Source organism: Geomonas sp. (assembly GCF_056994735.1).
The window spans coordinates 1-24473 of record NZ_JBXKJL010000401.1; the positions used below are offsets into that span (position 1 = coordinate 1).

Consider the following 24473-nt stretch of genomic DNA (forward strand, 5'->3'; position numbering starts at 1 on the left):
GACGTCGAGTACGCCGAGCCCAACTACCTCTACTCGATCCAGGAGCCGACCGAAAGCCCGAAACGGCCGGGGAAACTGCCGGCGGGACACCCTCCCATCCCGCCGCCGAATCGGCCTTAACACCTGATGTGGCGGCTTTGTCTCCTTTGCCGACTCCTGTACCCACAATTGCGCCCCTTACGTATCCCCCTCCCCCTCCGGGGGAGGGGACTCTACTGCAGGCTTGCGGTTCCCACCCCTCTATCTTCTCATCTTGTCATTGTCCCTTCTGAATCTTTCACTGATCCTTCATAAATTTATCTATTTAATCCATATCTGTTCCAGCCGTAGTGTTCCATCACTGTTACAGCGAAAGAAGCAAAATGAATAAGGGTGGATAGCCCCCCTCTGTCTGCGTGTGAAATTGTACGCTGATCGAGTATGACTCCATATTCTTACTGATTTGAAATTAGAATTATGCTATTTTCCGGCGGCTGCCTCATGCTCCGTCAACTTCTATGACCATCGGGGGATACTTATGCGCCTTCTCACCCTGGCTGTGCTCTTTCTCGCCCTGTCTCTCACCTCTTCCGCTCATGCTGCCCTTCATCAGAAACCCGTCTCTGAGACAGGCATCGATGCCGGCGCCACGTATAAAAATGACAAGGATGGGAACGTTCGAAAGAAGTACAAGGACGACGAGCTCCTGGTCAAGTTCAAGTCGGACACCCCAGCCGAGGCCAAGAAGAACCTTCACAAAAAGCATGGTGCCGAGGTGGTCAGGGACTTTCGGTCGCTGCGCCTGCAGCATGTGAAGCTGAAGAAGGGGACCACGGTGGAAGAGGCGATCAAGCTCTACCAGGCCGACCCTTCGGTGGAATATGCCGAGCCCGACTTCCTCTACCAGTCCCAGCTAACGCCCAACGACCCGCAGTACGGCCAGCTCTGGGGGATGACGAAAATAAACGCCCCCGCCGCCTGGAACGCCACCACCGGCAGCCCGGATGTGGTGGTCGCCATCATTGACAGCGGCATAGATTTCACCCACGCCGACCTGCAGGGAAACCTCTGGGTAAACCCGAACGAAAACGCCAACAACGGCCTCGACAACGACGGTAACGGCTACATCAACGACGTCTACGGCGCCAACGCCATCACCGGCAGCGGCAACCCCATGGACGATAACGGCCACGGGACCCATGTGGCAGGCACCATCGGGGCGGTGGGGAGTAACGGCGTGGGGGTAGCCGGCGTGAACTGGTCGGTGAAGATGGTCGCCTGCAAGTTCCTGGATGCTGCCGGCTACGGATTTCTCAGCGACGCCATCGACTGTCTCGTTTATGTCCGCGCCCTGAAAGACCGCGGCGTAAATATCGTAGCGACGAACAACAGCTGGGGCGGAGGCGGCTACTCCCAATCGCTGTATGATGCCATCAAGGCGCAGCAGGATATCCTCTTCATCGCAGCCGCCGGCAACGACGGGATCAACACCGACTCCTCCCCTCATTACCCTTCCAGCTACGACCTACCCAACGTCATATCGGTGGCTGCGACAGATTCCGGCGACCAACTGGCCTCCTTCTCCAATTTCGGCAGCAGATCGGTAGATGTCGGAGCCCCCGGTGCCTCGATCTACAGCACTCTGCCGGCCAAGAACCAATGGGGGATCACGGGAGGATACGGGACGCTGTCGGGGACCTCGATGGCGACCCCGCACGTGACGGGCCTAGCCGCCCTCCTCAAGGCCCAGGACCCGGCCAGGGACGCGTCCCGGATCAGGAACCTGATCTTCACCGGAGGCGATGCCATCACCGCTCTTTCCGGCAAAAGCGTCACCGGGAGGAGGATCAACGCCTTCGGTTCTCTCGGGTCGCCGACCTGCATCAACCGGCCGCTGTTTGTCGTCGGATCCCTTCCGGGCAAACTGGTCCCCGGCGTCAGCTACACCCTCTCGGCCTTGAGCGTCAACTGCGACTCCCCAGCCGGGCCGGTGACCGTCGCCACCAGCGATGGCGGCTCGATACAGCTGACCGACCCTGACGGGGACGGGACCTTCACCGGGTCCTGGACGCCGGTCAACTTCCCGGTCACTCTCACCTTTACCTCGCCGGCCGGGACACAATCGTTGACTTTCAACCTCCTGAGGGTGATGACCTACCTCCCCGAGGCCCGCCTCGACGGTCCCTACTCCCAGCCCCTCATGGCCACCGGAGGCTCCTCGTACACCTGGGCCATTACCGGCGGGGCCCTTCCTGCGGGGATGACACTCGATCCCGCGACCGGGATCATATCCGGAACCGCCACCGTTGCCGGGACCTACACCTTTACAGCCCAGGTCACGGACTCGACCGGGGCCAAGGCGAGCGGATCGGTGAGGCTGGTGGTCAACGGCAAGGGGTGGCTCGACGAGACGTGGGGGAAGGTCTATGACGGCGAAAGCTACCTGGAGGACAAGGGGGTCGCGGTGGCAACGGACGGCGCCGGAAATTCCTACGTGGCCGGGCAGTCTTTCAACGGGGTCACCTGGGATGCCGTGCTCCTGAAGTACGACTCGGCCGGGAATGTGGTCTGGAGCAGGACCTATGACCGGGGAGAGGACGACATAGCACGCGCAATGGCGTATGACGGCGGCGGGCACATCTATCTGGCAGGGAAGTCAGGAGCGCTGGGCAAAGACCTGCTGCTGAAATACGACGCCGATGGAAATCTCCTCTGGGAGCGGGTCTGGGACCGGGGTGCTGACCATGGCGCCTGGGGTGTCGCCACCGATTCCGCAGGCTTCGTTTATACCGCAGGAACCTATGACACAGCCCTCGGGGAGAGGATCCTCCTCAGCAAGTACGACCCGGACGGCAACACGGTCTGGACCAAAAGCCACGACACCACGCAGGACGGCGAGGCGGGCTACTCCGTAGCGCTCGACGAAGCCGGCAACATCTTTGTCGGTGGCAAGTCATACAAAAACACGCCGCTCGGGCCCAGCAACCAAGCCCTGGTCCTGAAGTACGACGCCTCGGGCAACCCCCTGTGGGCTAAAACGACCTACGGCCAGTGGGGAGACTGCTTCGCCTCCTCGCTGGCGGTCGATCGGGCTGGGGATCTATACGTCCTTTTCAACGGGCTCGAGACGCTCGGCGCCAAAGAATTCAAGAAATACCGCTCAGACGGCACCCTGGCCTGGGAGTTAGGCGATTTTTCCGGTGTCCCCGAAACGCTCACCTCTGCAGGTGACTACGTGTTACTGGCGGGGAAGGGGGCGGGGTGGATTCTCGGCTCGTCGATAACGGCTTTTGACTCGCTGGGCAAGGCAATGTGGTTTCAACGGCTGGACCAGGGTGTCGTCGGTTCGGCATTGGGGATTGCCGCCGACGACAAGGGCTTTACCATCACCGGGTACCGCACCAACGGGACCGACAACGATATCATCACCGCCAGGTTTCAGGATGCTCCAGCCGTATACGACTTCACCGTCAGCTCGGTTTCCATGAGCCAGATCACCAGCGGCGAGTTCTCGTACACCGTGAAGACGAAAAACCTCGGGACCGGGAACGGCGGTCCTTACGCGGCACTGTACTTCTCCAAGGACGAGGTGCTGTCGAGCGACGATGTCGTGATCAATGTGATGGATATGGGCCCAATCCCGGGCGGTACGGAGAAATCCCATAGCTACTACAGCATAGTGCTGGCCCCCAATGTCCCCTGCGGGACCTACCACCTCATAGCCGTTGCCAACTACGACCACGCCATCAAGGAAATCGACACCACGAACAACAACCTCGTCGGAGCCGACATCTACACGGTCAGCCGCGACCTGACCATCGCCGCGGTATCGGGGTCGGTTTCCGGGGGAAACATCAACTACTCGGTGACCGAGAGAAACATCGGCAATAGCGACGCGAGATATTCCACCACCGGCGTCTACCTCTCCAGGACTCCCGTAGCCTCGACGTCCGATTACCTGCTGACCTCCTTCAGCGCCATCACCGACCCCGGCCGGTATTTCCCGGGGCAAAGCGAAGGAGTCTTTACCGGCAGCGTACCGATCCCTGCCGACCTGGCACCCGGGACCTACTACATCACCGCCATCGCGGACATCAAAAACGACAACAACGAGAGCGACAAGACCAATAACTCCAAGGTGGGGAACGTGGTCCTGGGGCCGGACCTGTCGATCGCCTCGTTCACCGGGAGCGTGAGTGGAGGGAGCGTCTCGTACAACATCGTGGTGAGGAATGAAAGCGGGGATCCGGTCTCGCCGGCTGTCGGCCTCTACTTTTCCGGGGATGCCGCAGCCTCACCGGATGACTACCAGATAACGGTGCTCCAGGCCGGAAGCATCCCCCCGGGAAGCGAGGTGACGCTCACCGGGACGGTCCCGGTGCCGGCGGGAACCCCTGCCGGTCTCTACTACCTTACGGTGCTGGCCGATCCGGGAAACAACATCGCCGAAACGAGCGAGACCAACAACGGCGCAGCGGGAGGACAGTTCTTCATAGGCAGCGTCCCGGTAACCCTCAACTACAGCGTGGTCGGCATGGGGAGCGGCAAGGTGAGCTTCACCCCAGGGGGGAGCTGCCGAACGGGGTGCGGTCCCGTGTACGACGCGGGGACCACGGTGACGCTGACCGCCATACCGGACACCGGATCGCTCTTCAAGGGGTGGGGCGGGGTCTGCTCCGGTAGCGGAAGCTGCACCGTGGCCATGAACGGGGACCGGATGGTCTCCGCCCAATTCGAGAAGGATCCCTCGGCTAACTCCATACTAGCGGGGCACAGGTTCAGCGGAGCGGTCCTTGACGGCGTGGCCTGGATGTGGGGCACCAGCTATTCCGGGCAGATGGGTGACGGCCTCACGACCACCCACAATACCCCCACCCGGATCCCTGCCCTCGAGGGCGTGGCCTCAATGGCTACCGGAGCCTACGCCGTCTTCACCCTGGCTCTCAAGCCCGACGGTACCGTCCTGGCATGGGGAAGCAATGATTCGGGACAGCTCGGCGACGGCACCACCACCCAGCGCAATACTCCGGTACAGGTTGCGGGGCTGTCAGACATTGCTGCTGTCGCGGCTGGGGGGAATAACTCCACCGCCCTTCGCAACGACGGCACCGTGTGGTCGTGGGGGGATAATGGATATGGCCAGCTCGGCGACGGGACTACCGGCCGGAGGCTGACCCCTGTCCAGGTGGTCGGCTTGTCCGATGTACGCGCCATCGCCACCGGAAGCTACCACTCACTTGCCCTCAGGGCCGACGGCACCGTGTGGGCTTGGGGCTACAACTATTACAAGTCGCTCGGTGACGGAACAACGACCAACCGCAAGACCCCCGTCCAGGTAGTCGGCCTCTCGGACGTGGTAGCGGTCGCCGCGGGAATCTATCATTCGGTGGCTCTGAAGGCCGACGGCACGGTCTGGACCTGGGGGGGCAACTGGGTCGGCCAGATCGGTGACGGGACCACCATTACGTGCGGGGCCCCCTTCCAGGTCCCCGGCGTCTCAGGCGTCGTTGCTATCGCCGCCGGGTCGGCATTTACCGCGGTCCTCAAGGCGGACGGCACGGTGCTGACCTGGGGGGAAAACAACCGGGGGCAACTCGGCGACGGGACCATGATCAACCGGCCGACTCCGGCCCCGGTGCACGGGCTCGCAGGCGCGGTCAGCGTTGCGGCGGGATATGACCACGTCCTGGCACTGAAGGGTGACGGCTCCATCTGGGGGTGGGGAAACAACTTCGACTTGGAACTCGGCTATACAACGTACAACACCCATACCACGCCCATACAGGTGACCTTCGACAAGGTTGCCCCGACCACAACCGCAACGCCGCCAGGGGGCATCTACGCATCCTCCCAGACGGTGACGCTCGCCGCGGACGAGGCGGCCACCATCTACTACACCACCGACGGCTCGCTCCCGACCACCGCTTCCGCGGTCTACAGCGCGCCCCTCACCATCTCCGGCTCCACCACCCTGAGATACTTCGCCAAGGACGGCTCCGGGAACAGGGGGGCGATCAAGACCGAGACCTACACCGTCGGCACCCCGGCTGTCCCGGCGGCCGATTTCACCGTTTCGGCGACCAGCGGGGCGGCGCCCTTGAGTGTAAACTTCAGCGACCTCTCCACCGGGGCCACCTCGTGGATCTGGGATTTCGGCGACTCCGCGACCAGCGCAGTGCAAAACCCTGTGCACCTCTACGGTAATCCGGGAAGTTACACCGTCACACTCACCGCCACCGGACCCGGCGGATCCAACACGAAAACGAAGAGCAGCTACCTTCTCGTGGGCAATCCACAGCCGACTGCCATCCAGCCGGAGTATGACAGCGCAGCCGACGGCGCCTTGATCAAGATCTGGTCGGGGTATCTGACCGAGAGCCCGGTCTTCAGCCGCAACATCTCGGTGAGGATCGGCGGGGGCTATGACTTCCCCTACCTGTTCATGGTGGGAGCGACGAAGATTCACGGGACGCTGCGGGTCAAAAACGGGAAGGTTACCCTCAGCAATGTCGTCATGAGGTGATCCTTTGGCCGCATGGGGGGGAGCCTCCGGCGGTTTGGGAGCGCCTCGTGCCCGGCGGCTGTTCGCGCCCGGAAGGGCGCTCCTGACGGCACAGCCGGCTGGTGCGGAAAGAGACTCTGCGGCGGAAAAAAGTGTGCGCACCTGTGCCTGTCGTGGTAGGATCATTGCCATTTCACCCCGGTGGTGAGGGAGCAGTGAGACCGGTCGAAGCAGGAGGTTCGGGAAGTGCTGATTTGGAAGATCTTCGTTCTCTACAGTCGGGTGGCTCTTTTTTCGTGGGGAGGCGGGCCCGCCTCGCTCGCCCTGATGCAGCGGGAAAGCACGGCGGCAACGTGGATGCCGCCGGGGGCGACCCAGCCGGTGCCGTGGGTGACCCCCGGCGAGTTCGCCGATGCGGTGGCCGTCGGGAATGCGCTGCCGGGACCTATCGCCCCCCAGGTCTCAGCCTACGTAGGGTATAAGCTGGCGGGCATCCCGGGGGCCGTCGCTGCGGCGGCGGGCACCGTTCTCCCCACCACGCTGCTGATGCTGCTGATGGTGGTCTACTTCTTCAAGATCAAGGATAGCGACCTCATCAAGGCCATGCTCAAGGTGGTCCGGCCGGTGGTCGTGGGCCTCCTCGCTTGGACCGCCTATGACATGGCGGTAACGGTCTTCGGCGCCAACAAGCAGGGGTGGGGATCGGTCCTCGCCGTGGGCTGGGATAAGGTGCTCATCGTCATGGCCGTCTTCGCCCTCCTCACCTGTTCCAAGATCAACCCCGCCTTCATCATCCTGGCCGGCGCCATCATGGGCGGCGTCCTCTATCGCTGATCCCTGCCTGCCGGAGCCTGGATCGCGGAGGGGGATTTATGCAGGACGTGCTGCTATAAGCTCAAGCGCGAACGGCCTCCCTTCTGTTTCATCCGGGAACTGTCATAGCAAAGGCTCCTTCTGATGTTTCACCTCAAAGGTCAAGTTGTAGCCGCGCCATGACTTGATCTCGGGTTGGTTGTGACAGATCCGCTGCCGTCACAGCCAATCCGCCGTCCCGGGGCGTATCCGCAAAAGTGTGAGCCACGACCGAAAGTCGCCCAGCGCCGTAGCAGATCTTTTCCGCCGCGGCGAGAGATCCGAATCGTTACATTGGCGCTACCTCCTTTCTCCTATATAATATCTGTGACGGCAGGCAGTTATAAAGGACAGGTGGTAATGGACAGACTGGGACGACTGCTGCGGCAGGGCGAATTTCAGCTCTTTTTGTTTTTCCTCTTCTTCATGCTGATCAACTGGCCTTTCCTGGCCATCTCGGCCCGGAGCGGCTTGTCCGGCATCTTCATCTACCTCTTCTTGCTGTGGGCACTCTTCATCCTCCTCCTATTCCTGATCCAGAGAAGACTCGACTCCGACCGCGGCGAAGATGACCAGGGGAGGTACTGAGTGGCCTCTCCGAGCGTCATGATAGCGGCCTGCTTTATCTACGTGGCGTTCATCCTGGCTGTTGCCCTCTGGACGGAGCGTAAGGCCGCCGCGGGAAGGGAGATCGCCAACAATCCCTTCATCTATGCCCTCTCGCTCACCATTTACCATACGGCCTGGACCTTCTACGGGAATGTGGGGAGGGCGGCCTCCACCGGCATGCTCTTTCTTCCCATCTACCTCGGCCCCACGCTGGCGATCATGCTGTGGTGGGTCCTTTTGCGGAAGATGGTGCGGATAAAGAATGCCTTCCGGATCACCAGCATCGCCGACTTCATCTCCCTGCGCTACAACAAGTCCAACTCGGTGGCCGCCCTGGTGACGGTGATTTGCCTCTTCGGTCTGGTGCCGTACTTCGCCCTTCAGCTGAAGGGGATTACTGCCGCCCTGGCAGCCGTCACGCATTTCAACGGATCGGCATCCCCGCGGGTCGACACGGGGCTCATTTTCGCGGCACTGATCATCGTCGCGACGGTGGTCCTGGGAGTCAGGAGACTGGCGCCGACGGCCCGGCATCAGGGGATGGTGGTAGCCATGACTGCGGCGGGTCTCGTCAAGCTGGCAGCCTTCCTGGCGCTCGGCCTCTACGTGACCTACGGCTTTTTCGGCGGCTTCGGCGACCTTTTCCAGCGCTTCGCCGCCAACCCCGTCTCGTTGCCGATCGACCGACTCCAGACCACCCCGTCGTTTTACCTCATGTGGTTCAGCTACCTCATCCTCTCGATGTCGGCGATAATGTTCCTCCCGAGCCAGTTTCACCTCGAGGTCATCGAGAACTTCCAGCCCCGGCACATCCGGACCGCGATGTGGCTTTTGCCGCTGTATATGCTCCTCATCAACATCTTCGTGGTCCCCATTACCATAGCCGGGCTCTTGACCGGGATACCTTCCTCCCTGGCCGACAGTTATGCCATCATCCTGCCCCTTGCTTTCGGGGAGACCTTGCTGGCGTTGGTGGTTTTCGTCGGAGGCTTCGCCGCGGCGACAGGAATGGTCATGGTCACTTCGATGACCGTTTCCATCATGGTCACAAACCATCTGCTCCTGCCGGTGATCGACTCGGTGCCGTTCCTGGCATTCATGAAGCGCTATCTCCTCCAGTGCCGGTGGGGCACCGTGACGCTGCTGGTTCTGGCCGGCTACTGGTTCCAGCGGGAGGTCGGCAGCTACTTCTTCCTGCTCAATATAGGGCTGATCGCCTTCGCGGCCGTGCTGCAGGTTGCCCCTTCCCTGATCGGGGGGCTCTTCTGGAAGAGGGGGAATGCGGCAGGCGCCCTGATGGGGATGGGAAGCGGTTTTCTCCTCTGGGGGTATACCCTGATCGTCCCCTCTTTCGTCCGCAGCGGGCTACTGTCGGCGGATCTTTTGGAGCACGGCCCCTGGGGGCTCACGATGCTGCGCCCCGAGCACCTTCTCGGGGTGAGCGGCCTGGATACCATAAGCCATGCCGTCTTCTTCACTCTCCTCTTCAATGTCGGCCTCTATGTGATCGGCTCCCTTTACTTCGTGCAGCGGCAACGCGAGCGTGAACTGGCCCAGGACTTCGTAGAGGCCTTTGCTGGGGGCTCCATAGCCCCTCCCCTGGTAGGCGAGGCCACCGTTCCTCTGGCGGAAAAGAAGGCGGGGTTGCAGGAGCTCTTCTCGCAGTATTTCCCGGAGGAAAAGTCGGCCGCCATCATAGGGGGGGTCCTGGCGAGGTCGGGAGCCGGCGCGAGCGCGAAGATGACCCTGCCGGAACTCGCTCAGCTCGCCCATGAGGCCGAGGTGCGGCTGGCCAGTTCCATCGGGGCCGCCGCTGCCCATAAGGCGCTGGGTAAATCGGGCATCATCACCGCCGGGGAAGAAAAGGCCTTGAGGGCGCTCTATGCCGACATCATTGCCGAACTCAAGCTGACCCCGGCAGAGCTGAAGGCGAAGATCGACTACCATCAGGAGAGGGAAAAGCTGCTGACGACCCAGGCCCGGGAGCTGGAGGAGAAGGTACGGGAGCGGGACCGGGAGATCGAGGAGCGCAGGAAGGCGGAGGAGGCGCTCAAGGACTCGGAAAGACGTTTCGCCGACATCATCGAGTTCCTCCCCGATGCCACCTTCGTAGTCGACGCTGACGGGCGGATCATAATCTGGAACCGGGCCGCGGAGGAGGTCACCGGGGTCGATGCGGAGGATATGCTGGGGAAGGGGGACCAGGAATATTCCATCCCCTTCTTCGGTTACAGGCGCCCCCTGCTGGTGGACCTGGTGCTCAACCCCACGGAAGAGGTGCAGCGGCTGTACCCGAACGTCACTCGGGATGGCAGGGTGTTGATCGACGAAAGCCCCACCCGAAGTGTGAAGCGCGGGAGCGGATACGTGGTGATCATGGCCGCTCCCCTGTACGACGCGGAAGGGAGGCTGACCGCGGTGATCGAGTCGGTGCGGGATATCACCGAGCGCAGGGAGGCTGAAGAGGAGGTCAAGAAGCACCGTGACAGGCTGGAGGAGCTGGTGAGGGAGCGGACCGCCGAGCTGACGGTGGCCAAGGAGCGGGCGGAGGTCGCCAGCCAGGCCAAGAGCGCCTTCCTCTCCAGCATGAGCCACGAGCTCCGCACCCCGCTGAACGCCATCCTCGGCTACGCCCAGATCCTAAAGCGCCAGGAGAATCTGACCGACATCCAGCGTCAGCAGCTGGAGACCATGCGGGCCAGCGGAGAGCATCTCCTGCTGCTCATCAACGACATACTGGACATGAGCAAGATCGAGGCGCAGCGGATGGAGTTGGAGGAATCGTCCTTCGACCTCTGCGTCATGCTCAGGCAGGTCTTCGAGATCGCCAGGATCAAGGCGGAGGAAAAGAGTCTCGCCTTCCAGTACGAGGAGAAGGGCGCCCTGCCGAAGTACGTGCGGGGGGATGCCCGTAAGTTCAAGCAGGTTCTGCTCAATATCCTCTCGAATGCGGTCAAGTACACGCGGCATGGCCAGGTGGTGATGAGGGTGGCACATGCCGGTGATTCCGGGCTCTTCGATGCTGAAGTAGCCGATACCGGGATCGGCATAGCGGCCGACAAGCTGGAGGCCATCTTCGAGCCCTTCACCCAACTGGCCGGAGCGGGACAGGTGCGGGAGGGGACCGGCCTCGGTCTGAGCATCACCAAGCGGCTGGTAGAGTTGATGCAGGGTAAACTCACTGTGGTGAGCGAGCCGGGGAAGGGAACCACCTTCCGGGTGGAGCTCCCCCTGCCGGTGGTTTCAGGGAGCGTGGCGTGCGGGGAGGCCTTGCCGCGGACGATAACCGGCTACCAGGGGCCCCGGAAACGCATCCTCGTGGCCGACGACAACGTCACCAACACCTCGATGCTCGTTTCGCTGCTGGAGCCGCTCGGCTTCGAGCTTTTCACCGCCGGCGACGGGCGCGAAGCCGTCAGCCAGGCGCTGGCGCGGCGGCCGGACCTGGTGGTGCTCGACCTGGTTATGCCGGAGCTCGACGGGCTGGATGCGGTCCAGGAAATCAGGCGGCATCCGGAACTGCAAGGTACCTGCATCATCGGCACCTCGGCCATGGTCTCCGGCACTCCCCGCAAGGAGGCCTTCGCTGCCGCCTGTGACGCCTTCCTGGTAAAACCGATCAGCCACGACCTGCTGCTTGATAAGATGCGTGAGCGGTTGGGGATCGTATGGGAATACTCCGCCGGTGTTGGGCCCGGGACGGGGAGTGCGGAGCCCCCCGAGCCGGATGAACCGGTAGAGGCGCCGCCGCCGGAGGAGCTTGCCGAACTGCACGAGCTGGCGGTAATGGGGAACATGCAGAAGATACAGGCCTGGGCCGCGGGGCTGGAAGAGCGGGAGCCCCGCTATGCCCCCTTCGCAGGAAAGCTGCGCGATCTGGCCGCCAGGTACAAGGCCCGAGCCCTGGTGGAGCTGGTGGAACAACACATGAGAGAGCCACGATGACAGCAGCCCCCGCAGAAAGAGACAGTGAGGCGCGGACACCGACCATCCTGGTCATCGACGACGATTCCAACAACCTGGCCATCGTCTCCGATCATCTCAAGGGGTGCGACTTCACCATCCTGGTGGCCGAGGACGGCCTGAGCGGAGTGAGCCGCGCCATCTACGCCCGTCCGGACCTGATCCTCCTCGATGTGCTCATGCCCGGGATCGACGGGTACGAGACCTGCCGGCGCCTGAAGGCGGACGATAGGACCAGGGAGATCCCGGTGATCTTCATGACGGCCCTGGCGGAAACCGAACACAAGGTCAAGGGGTTCGAAGCGGGAGCGGTCGATTACATCACCAAGCCTTTCCAGCGGGAGGAGGTGCTGGCCCGGGTCAGCGTGCACCTGCAGATCCGGGAGCTGACGCGGAGGCTCAGGGAGGCAAACGAGTCGCTGGAGAAGCGGGTCGAGTCGCGGACCGCCGAGCTGAGGGACTCCGAGCGGCGGTTGGTGGAAATCATCAACTTCCTTCCCGACGCCACCTTCGCCACCAATATCGAGGGAGAGATCATCATCTGGAACCTGATGGCGGAGCACTTCACCGGTTGGAAGGCGGAGGAGATGCTGGGCAAGGGCAACCGCGAGTACGCCATACCCTTCTACGGCGAGCGGCGTCCCACCCTGATAGACCTGGTGCTGAACCCCTCCCCGGAAATCGAGCGGCTCTACCCCTATCTCAAGATCGAGCACGGCATAGTCACCGGCGAGAGCTTCACCAGGAACATGCGGCACGGCGAGGCCTACATGTTCGGTATCGCCGCCCCCTTGTGCGATTCCGAAGGCAGGGTGGTCGGCGCCATCGAATCGGTCCGGGACGTGACCGAGCGCAAGAAGCTCGAGGAGCAGTTGAGGCAGGCACAGAAGATGGAAGCCGTCGGCACCCTCGCCGGGGGGGTCGCCCACGACTTCAACAACATACTTACCGGCATCATCGGTTATGCCACCCTGCTGAAGCTGCGGATGGGGGAGGGGAACCCGCTCACCAGCTACGCCGACGACATTCTGGCCGCCTCGGAAAGGGCAGCCAACCTGACCAAAAGCCTGCTGACCTTCAGCCGGAAGCAGCCCATCAGCCCCAAGCCGGAGAACCTGAACGAGATCGTGAAGAGGATCGACAAGCTCCTCTTGAGGATCATCGGGGAGGACGTGGAGTTCAGGACCGTGCTCAGTGACGAGGAATTGGTGGTCCTGGCCGACACCGGGCAGATGGAGCAGGTACTGATGAATCTGGCTGCCAATGCCCGCGATGCCATGCCCGACGGGGGAGTGCTGACCATCAGGACCGAGCGGGTGGAGGCAGCCGAAGAGGCCTCGGCCGAGCATCCGCCACCCGGCCCCTGCGCGGTACTCTCCGTCACCGATACCGGCCAGGGGATGGATGAGATGACCAGGGAGAGGATCTTCGATCCCTTTTTCACCACCAAGGATATCGGCAAGGGGACGGGGCTGGGGCTCTCCATCGTCTACGGGATCATCAGCCAGCATAACGGTGAGATCAGGGTCGAGAGCGAGCCGGGAAAGGGAACCACTTTCAAGATTTATCTCAGCCTGATGCAGAAGGCGGCGGAAGGTGCCGAGGTGGCGGAGCTTGGTCCTCTCCCGAGAGGCACCGAGACCGTTCTCGTTGCCGAGGACAACCCCGATGCCAGGGATTCCATGACCCGCCTCCTCCAGGAGCATGGCTACACCGTGATCACCGCGGTCGACGGGGAGGATGCGGTGGCCAAATTCGCCGCCGAAAGGGACCGGGTCCAGTTGCTGATACTGGACGTGGTAATGCCCAGGAAAGACGGGAAGGCTGTGTACCGGGACGCGAGCGCGCTTCACGAGGGGATTCCGGTGCTGTACGTAAGCGGCTACACCGCGGACGTGATCGCCAAGAAGGGAATCCTCGAGGCGCAGGACCCGTTTCTCTCCAAGCCGGTGACGCCCCGTCTGCTCCTCACCAAGGTGAGAGAGATTCTTTCGCCCAAGCCCTCTTAACCCCGCCTTTGAAGAGACGGCCGGGGTGGGGGCGGGCTCATCTATCTGCGTTTACGGAGGCAGCGCACCATGACCAGATTCACCGATCTGAGAATCGGCATCAAACTCGCCATCCTGGTGGCCGTATTCCTGGTCGGCTTCGGCCTGTTCGGCCTCTTTGCCTTCAGCAGCCTGAACAGGGTCAAAGTCAACGGGCCCTTCTATGCCCGCATCGCGCAGAACCATGAGGTGATCCAGGACATCCTTCCCCCGCCGCTGTACATAATCGAGTCGTACATGAACGTGCTGGCCATCCTGGATGCCGCCGAAGAAGGCGGCGATGGACGGATCATCGCCCCCCTGGCCGATAAGGCTGCCGAACTGAGCAGCGCGTACGAAAAGCGATACGCCCTGTGGATGCGGCAGTTGCCGGAGGGGGAACTCAAGCGGACGCTGAGAGAGTCCAATGGACGGGTTAGGGAATTTCATCAGGCAAGGGACCAGCGGTTCCTTCCTGCCGTTAAAGCCGGCTCGGTGCACAAGGCCGCCACCATCCTGCATGCGGAACTGGAACCGGTATTCGAGGCCCACCGCGCGCTGGTGGGACAGGCGGTCCTGATCGCTACCGATCACGCCAGGCTCGATGAAGAAGAGGTGGCTCGCAGCGTCAACCGCACGGTGGTCTGGCTGCTGGCCATCTGCTTCGGCACGGCTGCCGTCACTTTGCTGTTCAGCCTGCTGATCGCCCGGAGCATCGCCGTCCCCCTGCGGAGGGTGGCCGGGGTCGCCAACGAGATCGCCGAGGGGAAAATGGACACGGCGCCCATCGCCGGCATTGCCGGTGGCAACGAAATCGGCGCCTTGGTGCAGGCCTTCAACACCATGACCGCGCAGATCTCCGGATACATCGGGAAACTCCGGGCCTCGGAGACCAAGTACCGCATCGTCGCCGACAACACCTATGACTGGGAGTTCTGGAGAAACCAGGAGGGAGAATACGTCTATTCCTCCCCATCCTGTGAAAGAATCACCGGCTATACCCCTGCCGACTTCGTGGCCGATCCATCCCTGATGCTGCGGATCGTCGAGAAGGACGACCTCCCCGCTTTTGAAGCACACCACGTCGACACTCTGAGCGGAAAGCCCTATCCTATTTTCGAAATGGAGTATCGCATCATCACCGCTGACGGGAGCGTCCGGTGGCTCAGCCACGTCTGCGCCCCGGTTTACGACGAGGCGGGAAACTTCCTCGGCAAGCGGGGTACCAATAGGGACATTACCAAGCGCAAGAAGGCCGAAGCGGAACTGTTGAAGGCCAAGGAGGAGGCTGAGGCCGCGAACAAGGCGAAGAGCGCCTTCATCTCCAGCATGAGCCACGAGCTGCGCACGCCGCTCAACGCCATCATGGGGTACACCCAGATCCTGCTGCGCGACGAGAATCTGAACGAAACCCAGCGCAATCATCTGGAAGTGCTGCGCACGAGCGGGGAGCACCTGCTGACCCTGATCAACGGTGTGCTGGATATGGGCAAGCTCGAAAGCGAGCGGATGGAGCTCGAGGAGATTTCCTTTGATCTACCCCTCCTGCTGCGCCGGGTGTTCAATATCGCCATGATCAACGCGGAGCAGAAGGGACTCGCCTTCACCTCCCGGGATGGCGATGCCTTTCCCACCTACGTCAGGGGGGATCAGGTCAAGCTCCAGCAGGTCCTTTTGAGCCTGCTGGACAATGCCGTCAGGTTCACGCGTTCCGGCGGCGTCACCGCAGTCACCGGTTACCGGAGCGGCCTCTTCAGATGCGAGGTCGCGGATACCGGCATCGGAATCGCCCCCGACAAGCTGGAAGCCATCTTCGAGCCCTTTACCCAACTGGTGCGGGAAGGGCAGGTGACGGAAGGGACCGGCCTGGGGCTGACCATAGCCAGGCATCTGGTAACATTGATGCACGGCAAGATGGAGGTGGAGAGCGAGCCGGGCAAGGGGAGCACCTTCCGGGTCGAAATCCCCCTGACCGCGGTAGGCGAAGGCGATGCGGCCTTGCCGGAGGCGCCACCTGCAGTTCCGATCCCGGAGATCTCGGCGGCCAAGGGTCAGTACCGGGAGGACGAAGTGCCGCCAACGGAGATGTTGCAAGAATTGTCGAATTTAGCCATGCTGGGAGATATGAAGCGGATCCGGACCTGGGCGGAGAATGTGATGCGGAGTGAGCCGGGGTGTCACCGGTTTGCCGGAGAGGTCCGGGAACTGGCGGCAACCTTCAAGTCGAAGGCCATCACCGCCCTGGTGAAGCAGTATTTGCCAAAGAAGCCGGATGCGTAACTCCCCGCTTTTCGTCACGGAAGAACGAGTTCCCGTCCTGTTGTACAAAAGAGAAGAAGACATATGACCACTGACGACGACCGTCAAACCGGCAGCCTCCATAATGCCTCCATTCTCATCATCGATGACGACTCCAACAATCTCGCCATCGTCTCGACCATGCTGGAGGAGTGCGACTATACCATCTTCGTCGCCGAGGATGGCAAGAGCGGCATCAGCAGGTCCCTGCTGACCAGACCCGACCTGATCCTGCTGGATGTGATGATGCCCGGCATCGACGGCTTCGAAACCTGCCGCAGGTTGAAAAGCCGTGAAGAGACCCGGGAGATTCCGGTGATCTTCATGACCGCGTTATCGGAGATCGATCAAAAGGTTATGGGCTTCAAGGTCGGGGCGGTCGATTACGTCACGAAGCCGCTGCAGCGGGAAGAGGTCCTCGCCCGGGTGGAAGTTCACCTGCGGAACCGTTACCTCACCAAGGAGTTGCGGGATGGCAAGGATCTCCTGGAAAAACGGGTCGAGGAGCGGACCGAGGCGCTGGCGAGGACCAACACGGAGCTGCAGAAGGAGGTGGCGGAAAGGAGGTTGGCCGAAGAGGCGCTGGCGGTAAAACGGGCCGAGTTGGAAGCTCTTAACAAGGAGCTCGAGGAGCGGGTGGCCGAGGAGGTCGAGAAGAACGTGCAAAAGGACCGCATCCTCTTCCATAACGCGCGGCTTGCCGCCATAGGTGAGCTTCTGAGCAACATCGCCCACCAGTGGCGTCAGCCGCTTAACACCGTCGCCCTGTTGCTGCAGGGGACGCTTCACGATTGCAGACAGGGTACTGCGGACGAGGAATCGTTCGCCACCTGCGCCAACAAATGCATGGAACTCATCACCTACATGTCGAAAACCATCAACGTCTTCCAGGGCTTTTTCATCTCCGGTGAACGCAGGGAGTTCGATCCCTATGAGATCGTGGAGAAGTCCGTGTCGCTGGTACGGGCGAGCTATGAGCAGAGCGGGATCGTGATCTGTCTCGATAACGAGGGAGCCCTTCCCATCATAGGATTGGACGTCGAATTCTCCCAGGTCATCCTTAACCTCCTGAACAATGCAAGGGACGTGCTCCTTGAGCGGGGGACGCCGGACCCGGCAGTGGCGATATGCTGTTCCACCCAGGACGGCAGGAACATCATCACCATCGGGGATAACGGCGGCGGGATTCCGGACGAGATCATCGACAACATCTTCGATCCCTATTTCACGACCAAGTTCAAGTCGCAGGGGACCGGCATCGGTCTCTACATGTCGAAGATGATTGTGGAGAAGAATATGGGGGGGCAGCTCACGGTGCGAAACTCGGCCGAAGGGGCGGAATTCTCGATCGAACTTCCCGCCAAGGGGAAAGACGAGGAGCCGCCGGGAACGCCATAAGGCTGCCCGTCTTGATCAACTGTCGATAAGACTCCATACTCACCCTTCTCCAGTATCTCTTTTGCCTCCACGAAATTTATCTCTCCGTCACTTCCCCGTGTGGTTTTCATCTACCGGGGATCCTTATGGTACCCAAGCGAGTTCCAGTCCAGCCTTCCTTTCTCGATGTGGCAATCGAAGCAGTTCAGGGCCTTCTCCTTCGGCGCCACCATGTGGTTTAAGGACCAGACCATGGAGGTCTCGATCCAGCCGTGCTTGCCGCTGTATGGCTGCCCCGCGGCCTTCATGCCGGTCTCGATGGCCTTGTTCCAGTCATATTTGCCGGTGTGGCTGGTGTAGGGACTGAAGGTGTTGACGACTGCAACCGTCATGTTCTCCGCGTCGTACGGCTGCTTGCCTTTCATGACCTTGAACGGGAAGATCCTGGCGTTGGGGTCCTTTCGCTCACCCCTTGGGGCGGAAAGCTTGACCTCTTTCGTCGGATCGATCCTGTCTCCGATCATGACCCGGTCGATCGAGCCGTTGTACCAGGCGTAGGTCGGCACAAGGTCCTTGCCCCAGGTGAGGTTGCCCTTCGCCTTGTCGTACAGGATTTGGCCGTTGCTGTCCTTCTTGATCTCTTCCGGCTTCAGGTCCTTCCCTGCCGTGGACCAGTCCCAGGAGGTCAGGGTGGGGATCGCTTTGGCGAAGGTCGGGATATGGCAGGTCTGGCAGGCCACTCTCCTGATGTGCATGTTCAGCGCCGCGCTCTTGTGGATGTTCCCTTTGTGGCAGTCCATGCAGCCCATGGCGCGGGGGCCGGAGCTAACGGACACGGAGATGGCTTCACCCCTGACATCGTGCTTGGGCGCCTTGTGGCACGATTCGCAGGTCATCTTCTTGCCGCCCATGTGGATGTCGATGTCGGGAGCCGGATTGACCAGCGACGAATCGAGGTCCCCATGCTTGACGCCGTCACCCCCGCCGCCATAGAAATGGCAGGATCCACAGGCCGCCCGCGTCGGCCTCTCGACCGACCGTGCCACTGCCACCAGGTCGACCGGCTCCCACACCTTCCCCTTCGGTGACTCTTTGGCCTCACCCGGATAGACAGGATGTCCCGCCGCCGAAGGGAACTTCTTGTAGGTGCCGGTGGTTTCGTGGCAGACGAGACAGTCGATGTTCTCGGCCTTGCTGAAGTCGAAGTCGCCATCCGCCCAGCCGTAGCCGGCATGGCAGTTTGTGCATCCCGGCCAGTTGGAAGGGAGCGCCCCGCCAAAATTATTCAGCGCGTTCTTTTTGCCGTAATCCATGGTCTTGCCATTGATCGACTGCTTCTTGGACCAGTTCCAGTGCACGGTGTTCATGAAGTCCTTGGTGTCCTGCTGGTGGCACTGCATGCAGGTCCTGGTCACCTCCGGCCCGCTCCTGAACGGACCTTTGATGAACGTATGGTTTGCCCTGCCGTAGGCGTTCGATGCGACACCGCAGGCCAGGATGAGCCCCATCATAAAATGCTTGTTCATTATTGAGACCTCGTGACAATTTTTATCGGAAACCGTTCTCCGTCAGCTATGAGCTATGTAACTAATTAGCGCTGATCTTCCGCTATGAGATTGTCATCCCCGAATGCCCTTATCGGGGATCCAGATTTCACGTCGTTTAGGAGCTGGATTCCCGATCAGAATCGCATCGGGAATGACAGTTTTGGAAGCTGGCGGAAGCGTAGCCGGCGCAGAATACCATGCGAATTAACGTCTTTCAATTTAAATTGCCATGCCTTTCTCCCTGGACTCGGCTCGGGACGGGCCTGCTCCTGGCGAGGCTGGATCCCTCACCCCCTCTCCCGGAGGGCGGGGGATACATCAGGATCTGCGTAGGGGGGAACTCCTCTCGGGATGCCCCGGCACCGCCGAGCCGAGTCCTCTCCCGGCACTGTTCGCCGGTTTCTTGACCTTTTCTCATGGTTTAGTGGTTGACAGCGCCGGGTGAAAGGTATAAATCAGAATGAACGTTCATTCAGTGGGGTGGGGATGATGGATTGCAGCGAGAAAAGGGCAGCGATTATCCAGGCAACGCTCGAGCTGGTCAGCGAGAACGGCTTTCACGGCTGTCCGATGGCCATGGTCGCCGAGCGGGCCGGGGTGGCCGCAGGAACGATCTACCGTTACTTCGACGGCAAGGAAGCGCTTATTTCAGAAACGTACCGCGATCTCGAGGATCGCTTGCTGAAAAAGGCGCTGGAAGGATTTCCCGAGAAGGGAACGGCGCAGGAGAAATTCAAGCACGTGGCCAGGGTCCTGGTCGGGCAGTGGATCACCTCCCGACTGGAGTTCCGGTTCCTGGAGCAGTTCCACAACTCCCCCTACGGGGTCGCCGTGCGCAAGCAAAAGCTTCTGGGCAACGCGCAGGACCTCTGCCATGACATCTTCCGGGAGGGGCTGGAGCGTCAGGAGGTCAAGGATCTCCCCAAGCCGATGCTCTTTGCCCTCTCCTTCGGACCTCTCATCTATATCAGCCGCGACCACAACCTGGGCTTCTTCGAGCTGGATGACTCCATGTTGGATGAGGCCATAGACGGCTGCTGGAACGCGGTAAAACGCTGAAATCAAATCAATACGGGACGGAGCGGATGATAATCGAACTGCTTCCTGCCGCGGTAGCGGTCACCTGGATCATCATCATAGGTGTCTGTTTCTACCCCCGGCAGAAATAAAAGACGTTTGTTAACCCCCTGGAGGCCTTCAGGGGAATTTTCTTTTTGGTTACTTTCCAGTGACGAGGTGTTTAATGCAAAACAGGTACAGAGTCAGCTTCCTCGCCGCGGTTGTTTTGGCCGCCGGCCTCATGACCAGCGGTTGCGGGAAACAGAAATCCGCGGCTGCCGCGCCGCCGATGGGTCCTCCCGAAGTGGGGGTGGTGGCTGTGCAGCCCCAGCAGGTGGCGCTGACCACCGAGCTTCCGGGGCGCACTTCCGCCTACCTGGTGGCCGAGGTCCGGCCACAGGTAGGCGGCATCGTTCAGAAGCGGCTCTTCACCGAAGGGTCCGATGTCAAGGCGGGAGAGGTGCTCTACCAGCTCGACCCCGGTACCTACCAGGCCGCCTATAACAGCGCCAGGGCCGCCCTCGGCAAGGCTGAGGCCGGCGTGGTCCCGATCAGGCTGAAGGCCGAGCGCTTCAAGCAGCTTGTGGCCATCAACGCGGTCAGCAAGCAGGATTACGACGAAGCGGCAGCGGCGGTCAAGACCGCCGAGGCCGAAATCGAGGCGGCCAAGGCGGCCGTCGAGGTGGCACGCATCAACCTGGCCTACACCCGGGTCACCGCTCCCATCTCCGGGCGCATCGGCAAGTCCTCCGTCACCACGGGGTCGCTCGTTACCGCGAACCAGCCGGCGCCCCTGGCCACCATCCAGAAGCTCGACACCGTCTATGTCGACGTTACCCAGTCGAGCTCGGAATTGCTGCGGCTGAAGCAGCAGCTCGCCAGCGGCAAGGTGAAAAACGCCGGCGACAGCCAGACCAGGGTCAAGCTGGTCCTCGAGGACGGCAGTCCCTATCCCCTTACCGGGGTCCTCAAGTTCTCCGACGTCACCGTCGACCAGAGCACCGGCTCGGTCACGCTGCGGAGCGTCTTCCCCAACCCGAAGCAGGTGCTCCTCCCTGGCATGTACGTGAGGGCCGTCATCGAAGAGGGCCTGGCGGAGAATGCGCTGCTGGTTCCCCAGCAGGGCGTGAGCCGCGATCCCGGCGGTAACGCCACCGCGCTGGTGGTCGGCGCTGGCGAGAAGGTCGAGCCCCGCGTCCTCAAGGTTTCCAGGGCGCTCGGCGACAAGTGGCTGGTGGAAGGGGGGCTGAAGCCAGGTGACCGGGTGATCGTGGAAGGGCTGCAGAAGTCCCGCCCCGGCACCCCCGTGAAGGCCGTGGCCTACACCGGCCCGAGGCCTGAGGGCGCACAGCCTCCCGCGACAGCCGCCCAGCCGGCCCAGCCGGCCCAGCCGGTGGCGCCGGCCAAGCCGGTCACCAGCACCAAGCCGGTCACCACCGCCAAAAAATAGCCGGTTAATCCATCTCCCTCTGCCTCCCCCCCTTGATAAGGGGGGGGACGGGGGGATTGCATCCGGCACCGGTAAAATCCGCCTAAAGCCCCTTTGAAAAAGTGGGACTTCCCGACTTCTCTTATCGCTCTAAGCAACGGATAAGGAGCTTTTAAATGCCTCGTTTTTTCATCAACCGACCCATCTTCGCCTGGGTTATCGCCATCATGATCATGCTGGCCGGCCTGCTGGCGGTCAAGACCCTCCCGGTCTCCCAGTATCCGCCCATCGCGCCGCCGCAGATCACCATCAACGCCATGTACCCGGGCGCCTCGGCCCAGACGGTGCAGGATACGGTGACCCAGGTCGTCGAGCAGAAGCTGAACGGCATCGACAACCTGATCTACATGTCCTCCACCAGCGACTCCGCGGGTGCGGTCGCCATCAACCTGACCTTCAAGGCGGGGACCGACCCCAACATCGCCCAGGTCCAGGTGCAGAACAAGCTGCAGCTGGCCACCCCGCTCCTCCCCCAGGTGGTGCAGAAGTCCGGGATCTCGGTGGTCAAGTCGACCAAGAACTTCCTGATGGTGGTGGGCATCGTTTCCGAGGACGGCGCCTTAAGCCGCAACGACCTTACCGACTACCTGGTCTCCAACGTCCAGGATATCGTCAGCCGCCTCGAGGGCGTGGGCGAGATGCAGGTCTTCGGCTCCCAGAACGCCATGCGCATCTGGCTCAACCCGGCAAAGCTCAACAACTTCCACCTCGCCACCGCCGAGGTGATCGCGGCGCTCCAGGCCCAGAATGCCCAGGTCTCGGCGGGCCAGTTCGGCGGCACACCGGCGATCCAGGGTCAGCAGCTCAATGCCACCATCACGGCGCGCACCCTGCTGCAGACCACCGACCAGTTCGGCGAGATCATCCTGCGCACCAACCCCGACGGCTCGACCGTGAAGCTGAAGGACGTGGCCGAGTGCAAGATCGGCACGGAAAACTACGACATCCAGTCCTTCTACAAGGGTAAACCGGTAGGCGCCATGGCCATCAGGCTGGCCGCAGGCGCCAACGCGCTCGATACCGCCAACAGGGTCAAGGCCAAGATGGAGGAGCTCTCCAAGTTCTTCCCGGCCGGCGTCAAGGTGGTCTACCCCTACGACACCACCCCCTTCGTCAAGATCTCCATCGAGGAGGTGGTCAAGACCCTGTTCGAGGCGGTGCTGCTGGTCTTCGCCATCATGTTCCTCTTCCTGCAGAACATCCGCGCCACCCTTATCCCGACCATCGCGGTGCCGGTCGTCCTCCTGGGAACCTTCGGGGTCCTCTCGGCAGGTGGCTTCTCCATCAACACCCTGACCATGTTCGCACTGGTCATCGTCATCGGCCTCCTGGTCGACGACGCCATCGTCGTGGTCGAGAACGTGGAAAGGATCATGACCGAGGAGGGGCTCTCCCCGCGCGAGGCCACCATCAAGTCGATGGACCAGATCTCCTCCGCGCTCTGGGGGATCGTGACCGTCCTTTCCGCGGTCTTCGTGCCGATGGCCTTCTTCGGCGGCTCCACCGGGGTCATCTACCGCCAGTTCTCGGTCACCATCGTCTCGGCCATGATCCTGTCGGTCATGGTGGCCATGACCCTGACCCCGGCGCTCTGCGCGACACTCCTCAAGCCGGTGGCCAAGGGGCACCATGCCGGGGAGGATGGGTGGTTCAAGGGCTTCTTCCGCATCTTCAACCGGGTCTTCGACGGCGGCAGGACCAGGTACGAGGGGATCGTCGGCCGCTCCTTCGGCAAACCGGTTCGCTACCTGGTGGTTTACGGCGCCATCGTGGCCTGCATGGCCCTGTTGTTCCTGCGGCTCCCCACCGCCTTCCTGCCGGACGAGGACCAGGGCTTCATCATCTGCCAGGTCCAGCTCCCCGCCGGGGCCACCGTGGAGAGAACCACCGCGGTGATCCGCCAGCTCGAGCAGTATTTCGACGAGAAGGAGAAGAAGACGGTGGAGGGGGTCATCACCGTGACCGGCTTCAGCTTCGCCGGGCGCGGCCAGAACATGGGACTCGCCTTCGTGAAGCTCAAGGACTGGAAGCTTCGCCCGACTCCCGACATGAAGGCCCCCGCCATCGCGGGGCGTGCCATGGGAGCCTTCAGCAAGATCAGGGACGGCCTGGCCTTCGCCTTCTCCCCCCCCGCCGTGGTTGAGCTCGGGCAGGCCAACGGCTTCGACTTCCAGCTGCAGGACCGCGGCGGTCTCGGCCACGCGAAGCTCATGGAGGCGCGCAAGCAGCTCCTGGGGATGGCCATGAAAAATCCCAAGCTGATCGCGGTACGTCCCAACGGCCAGGATGACTCGCCCCAGTTCAAGCTGGACATCGACGATGCCAGGGCAGGAGCCTTGGGCGTATCCCTGGACGAGGTCAACAGCGTCCTCGCCACCGCCTGGGGGAGTACCTACGTCAACGACTTCATCCAGAACGGCAGGGTCAAGAAGGTCTATCTTCAGTCTGACGCGAAGTACCGGATGCTGCCTGAGGACATTAACAGCTGGTACGTTACCAACAAGAACGGCGATATGGTGCCGTTCTCAGCCTTTGCAACCGCCCGTTGGCAATACGGCTCGCCCCGTCTGGAGCGGTACAACGGGTTTCCTGCAGTGGAGATCCTGGGACAGGCTGCTCCGGGGATCAGCACCGGCGAGGCCATGACGGAAGTGGAGCGGATGGCAGCCGAGCTGCCGGCCGGCATCGGCTACGAGTGGACCGGCCTCTCCTATGAAGAAAAGCATGCAGGTGCCCAGGCGCCGGCTCTGTATGCCATCTCACTCCTGGTC

The 24473-nt window shown here is 61.8% G+C and carries 11 protein-coding genes; 10 read left to right on the forward strand and 1 reads right to left on the reverse strand.

The genetic code is table 11. The features are described from left to right. Positions 1-517: 517 nt before the first annotated feature. From AC11W3_RS17255 to AC11W3_RS17285, 7 genes are all read left to right on the forward strand, one after another. Positions 518-6502 carry an RCC1 domain-containing protein gene (locus tag AC11W3_RS17255; RefSeq protein WP_484093425.1) on the forward strand — a complete coding sequence of 1995 codons (5985 nt, stop codon included), beginning with the start codon at positions 518-520 and terminating at the stop codon, positions 6500-6502. A 225-nt stretch (positions 6503-6727) separates the two neighbouring features. After that, the gene (locus AC11W3_RS17260; protein WP_484090959.1) at positions 6728-7315 is read left to right on the forward strand and encodes a chromate transporter; all 588 of its coding nucleotides are present in this window, start codon (positions 6728-6730) and stop codon (positions 7313-7315) included. Positions 7316-7693: 378 nt separating this feature from the next. Then, the gene (locus AC11W3_RS17265; RefSeq protein ID WP_484090960.1) at positions 7694-7921 is read left to right on the forward strand and encodes a hypothetical protein; all 228 of its coding nucleotides are present in this window, start codon (positions 7694-7696) and stop codon (positions 7919-7921) included. Next, positions 7922-11887, forward strand: a complete 3966-nt coding sequence (locus AC11W3_RS17270) for an ATP-binding protein (RefSeq protein ID WP_484090961.1) — start codon at positions 7922-7924, stop codon at positions 11885-11887. It begins immediately after the preceding gene. Then, positions 11884-13914 (forward strand): ATP-binding response regulator, encoded by a 2031-nt coding sequence (locus AC11W3_RS17275; RefSeq protein WP_484090962.1) that lies wholly within the window; start codon positions 11884-11886, stop codon positions 13912-13914. The genes AC11W3_RS17270 and AC11W3_RS17275 overlap by 4 nt, the downstream gene beginning before the upstream one ends. A 69-nt stretch (positions 13915-13983) precedes the next feature. Then, complete coding sequence (locus AC11W3_RS17280) at positions 13984-16212, forward strand: ATP-binding protein (RefSeq protein WP_484093426.1); 2229 nt, start codon at positions 13984-13986, stop codon at positions 16210-16212. A gap of 63 nt (positions 16213-16275) precedes the next feature. Continuing rightward, complete coding sequence (locus AC11W3_RS17285; protein ID WP_484090964.1) at positions 16276-17628, forward strand: hybrid sensor histidine kinase/response regulator; 1353 nt, start codon at positions 16276-16278, stop codon at positions 17626-17628. A gap of 110 nt (positions 17629-17738) precedes the next feature. On the opposite strand, the gene AC11W3_RS17290 is transcribed toward AC11W3_RS17285, so the two are convergent. Further along, complete coding sequence (locus AC11W3_RS17290) at positions 17739-19133, reverse strand: tetrathionate reductase family octaheme c-type cytochrome (protein WP_484090965.1); 1395 nt, start codon at positions 19131-19133, stop codon at positions 17739-17741. Between the two features lie 510 nt (positions 19134-19643). On the opposite strand from AC11W3_RS17290, the gene AC11W3_RS17295 reads away from it, so the two are divergent. The 3 genes from AC11W3_RS17295 to AC11W3_RS17305 form a co-directional block, all read left to right on the forward strand. Next, positions 19644-20213, forward strand: coding sequence for a TetR/AcrR family transcriptional regulator (locus AC11W3_RS17295; RefSeq protein WP_484090966.1), 570 nt, complete (start codon positions 19644-19646; stop codon positions 20211-20213). Between the two features lie 184 nt (positions 20214-20397). After that, on the forward strand, positions 20398-21663 hold the full coding sequence (locus AC11W3_RS17300; RefSeq protein ID WP_484090967.1) for an efflux RND transporter periplasmic adaptor subunit: 1266 nt from the start codon (positions 20398-20400) through the stop codon (positions 21661-21663). 155 nt (positions 21664-21818) lie between these two features. Next, the coding region (locus tag AC11W3_RS17305) for an efflux RND transporter permease subunit (protein ID WP_484093427.1) at positions 21819-24473 on the forward strand (2655 nt) is incomplete at its 3' end.

Coding starts and splice junctions, on each gene's coding strand:
- AC11W3_RS17295 (WP_484090966.1), top strand. CDS start 19,644: ATGGATTGCAGCGAGAAAAGGGCAGCGATTATCCAGGCAACGCTCGAG.
- AC11W3_RS17290 (WP_484090965.1), bottom strand. CDS start 19,133: ATGAACAAGCATTTTATGATGGGGCTCATCCTGGCCTGCGGTGTCGCA.
- AC11W3_RS17265 (WP_484090960.1), top strand. CDS start 7,694: ATGGACAGACTGGGACGACTGCTGCGGCAGGGCGAATTTCAGCTCTTT.
- AC11W3_RS17285 (WP_484090964.1), top strand. CDS start 16,276: ATGACCACTGACGACGACCGTCAAACCGGCAGCCTCCATAATGCCTCC.
- AC11W3_RS17280 (WP_484093426.1), top strand. CDS start 13,984: ATGACCAGATTCACCGATCTGAGAATCGGCATCAAACTCGCCATCCTG.
- AC11W3_RS17275 (WP_484090962.1), top strand. CDS start 11,884: ATGACAGCAGCCCCCGCAGAAAGAGACAGTGAGGCGCGGACACCGACC.
- AC11W3_RS17300 (WP_484090967.1), top strand. CDS start 20,398: ATGCAAAACAGGTACAGAGTCAGCTTCCTCGCCGCGGTTGTTTTGGCC.
- AC11W3_RS17255 (WP_484093425.1), top strand. CDS start 518: ATGCGCCTTCTCACCCTGGCTGTGCTCTTTCTCGCCCTGTCTCTCACC.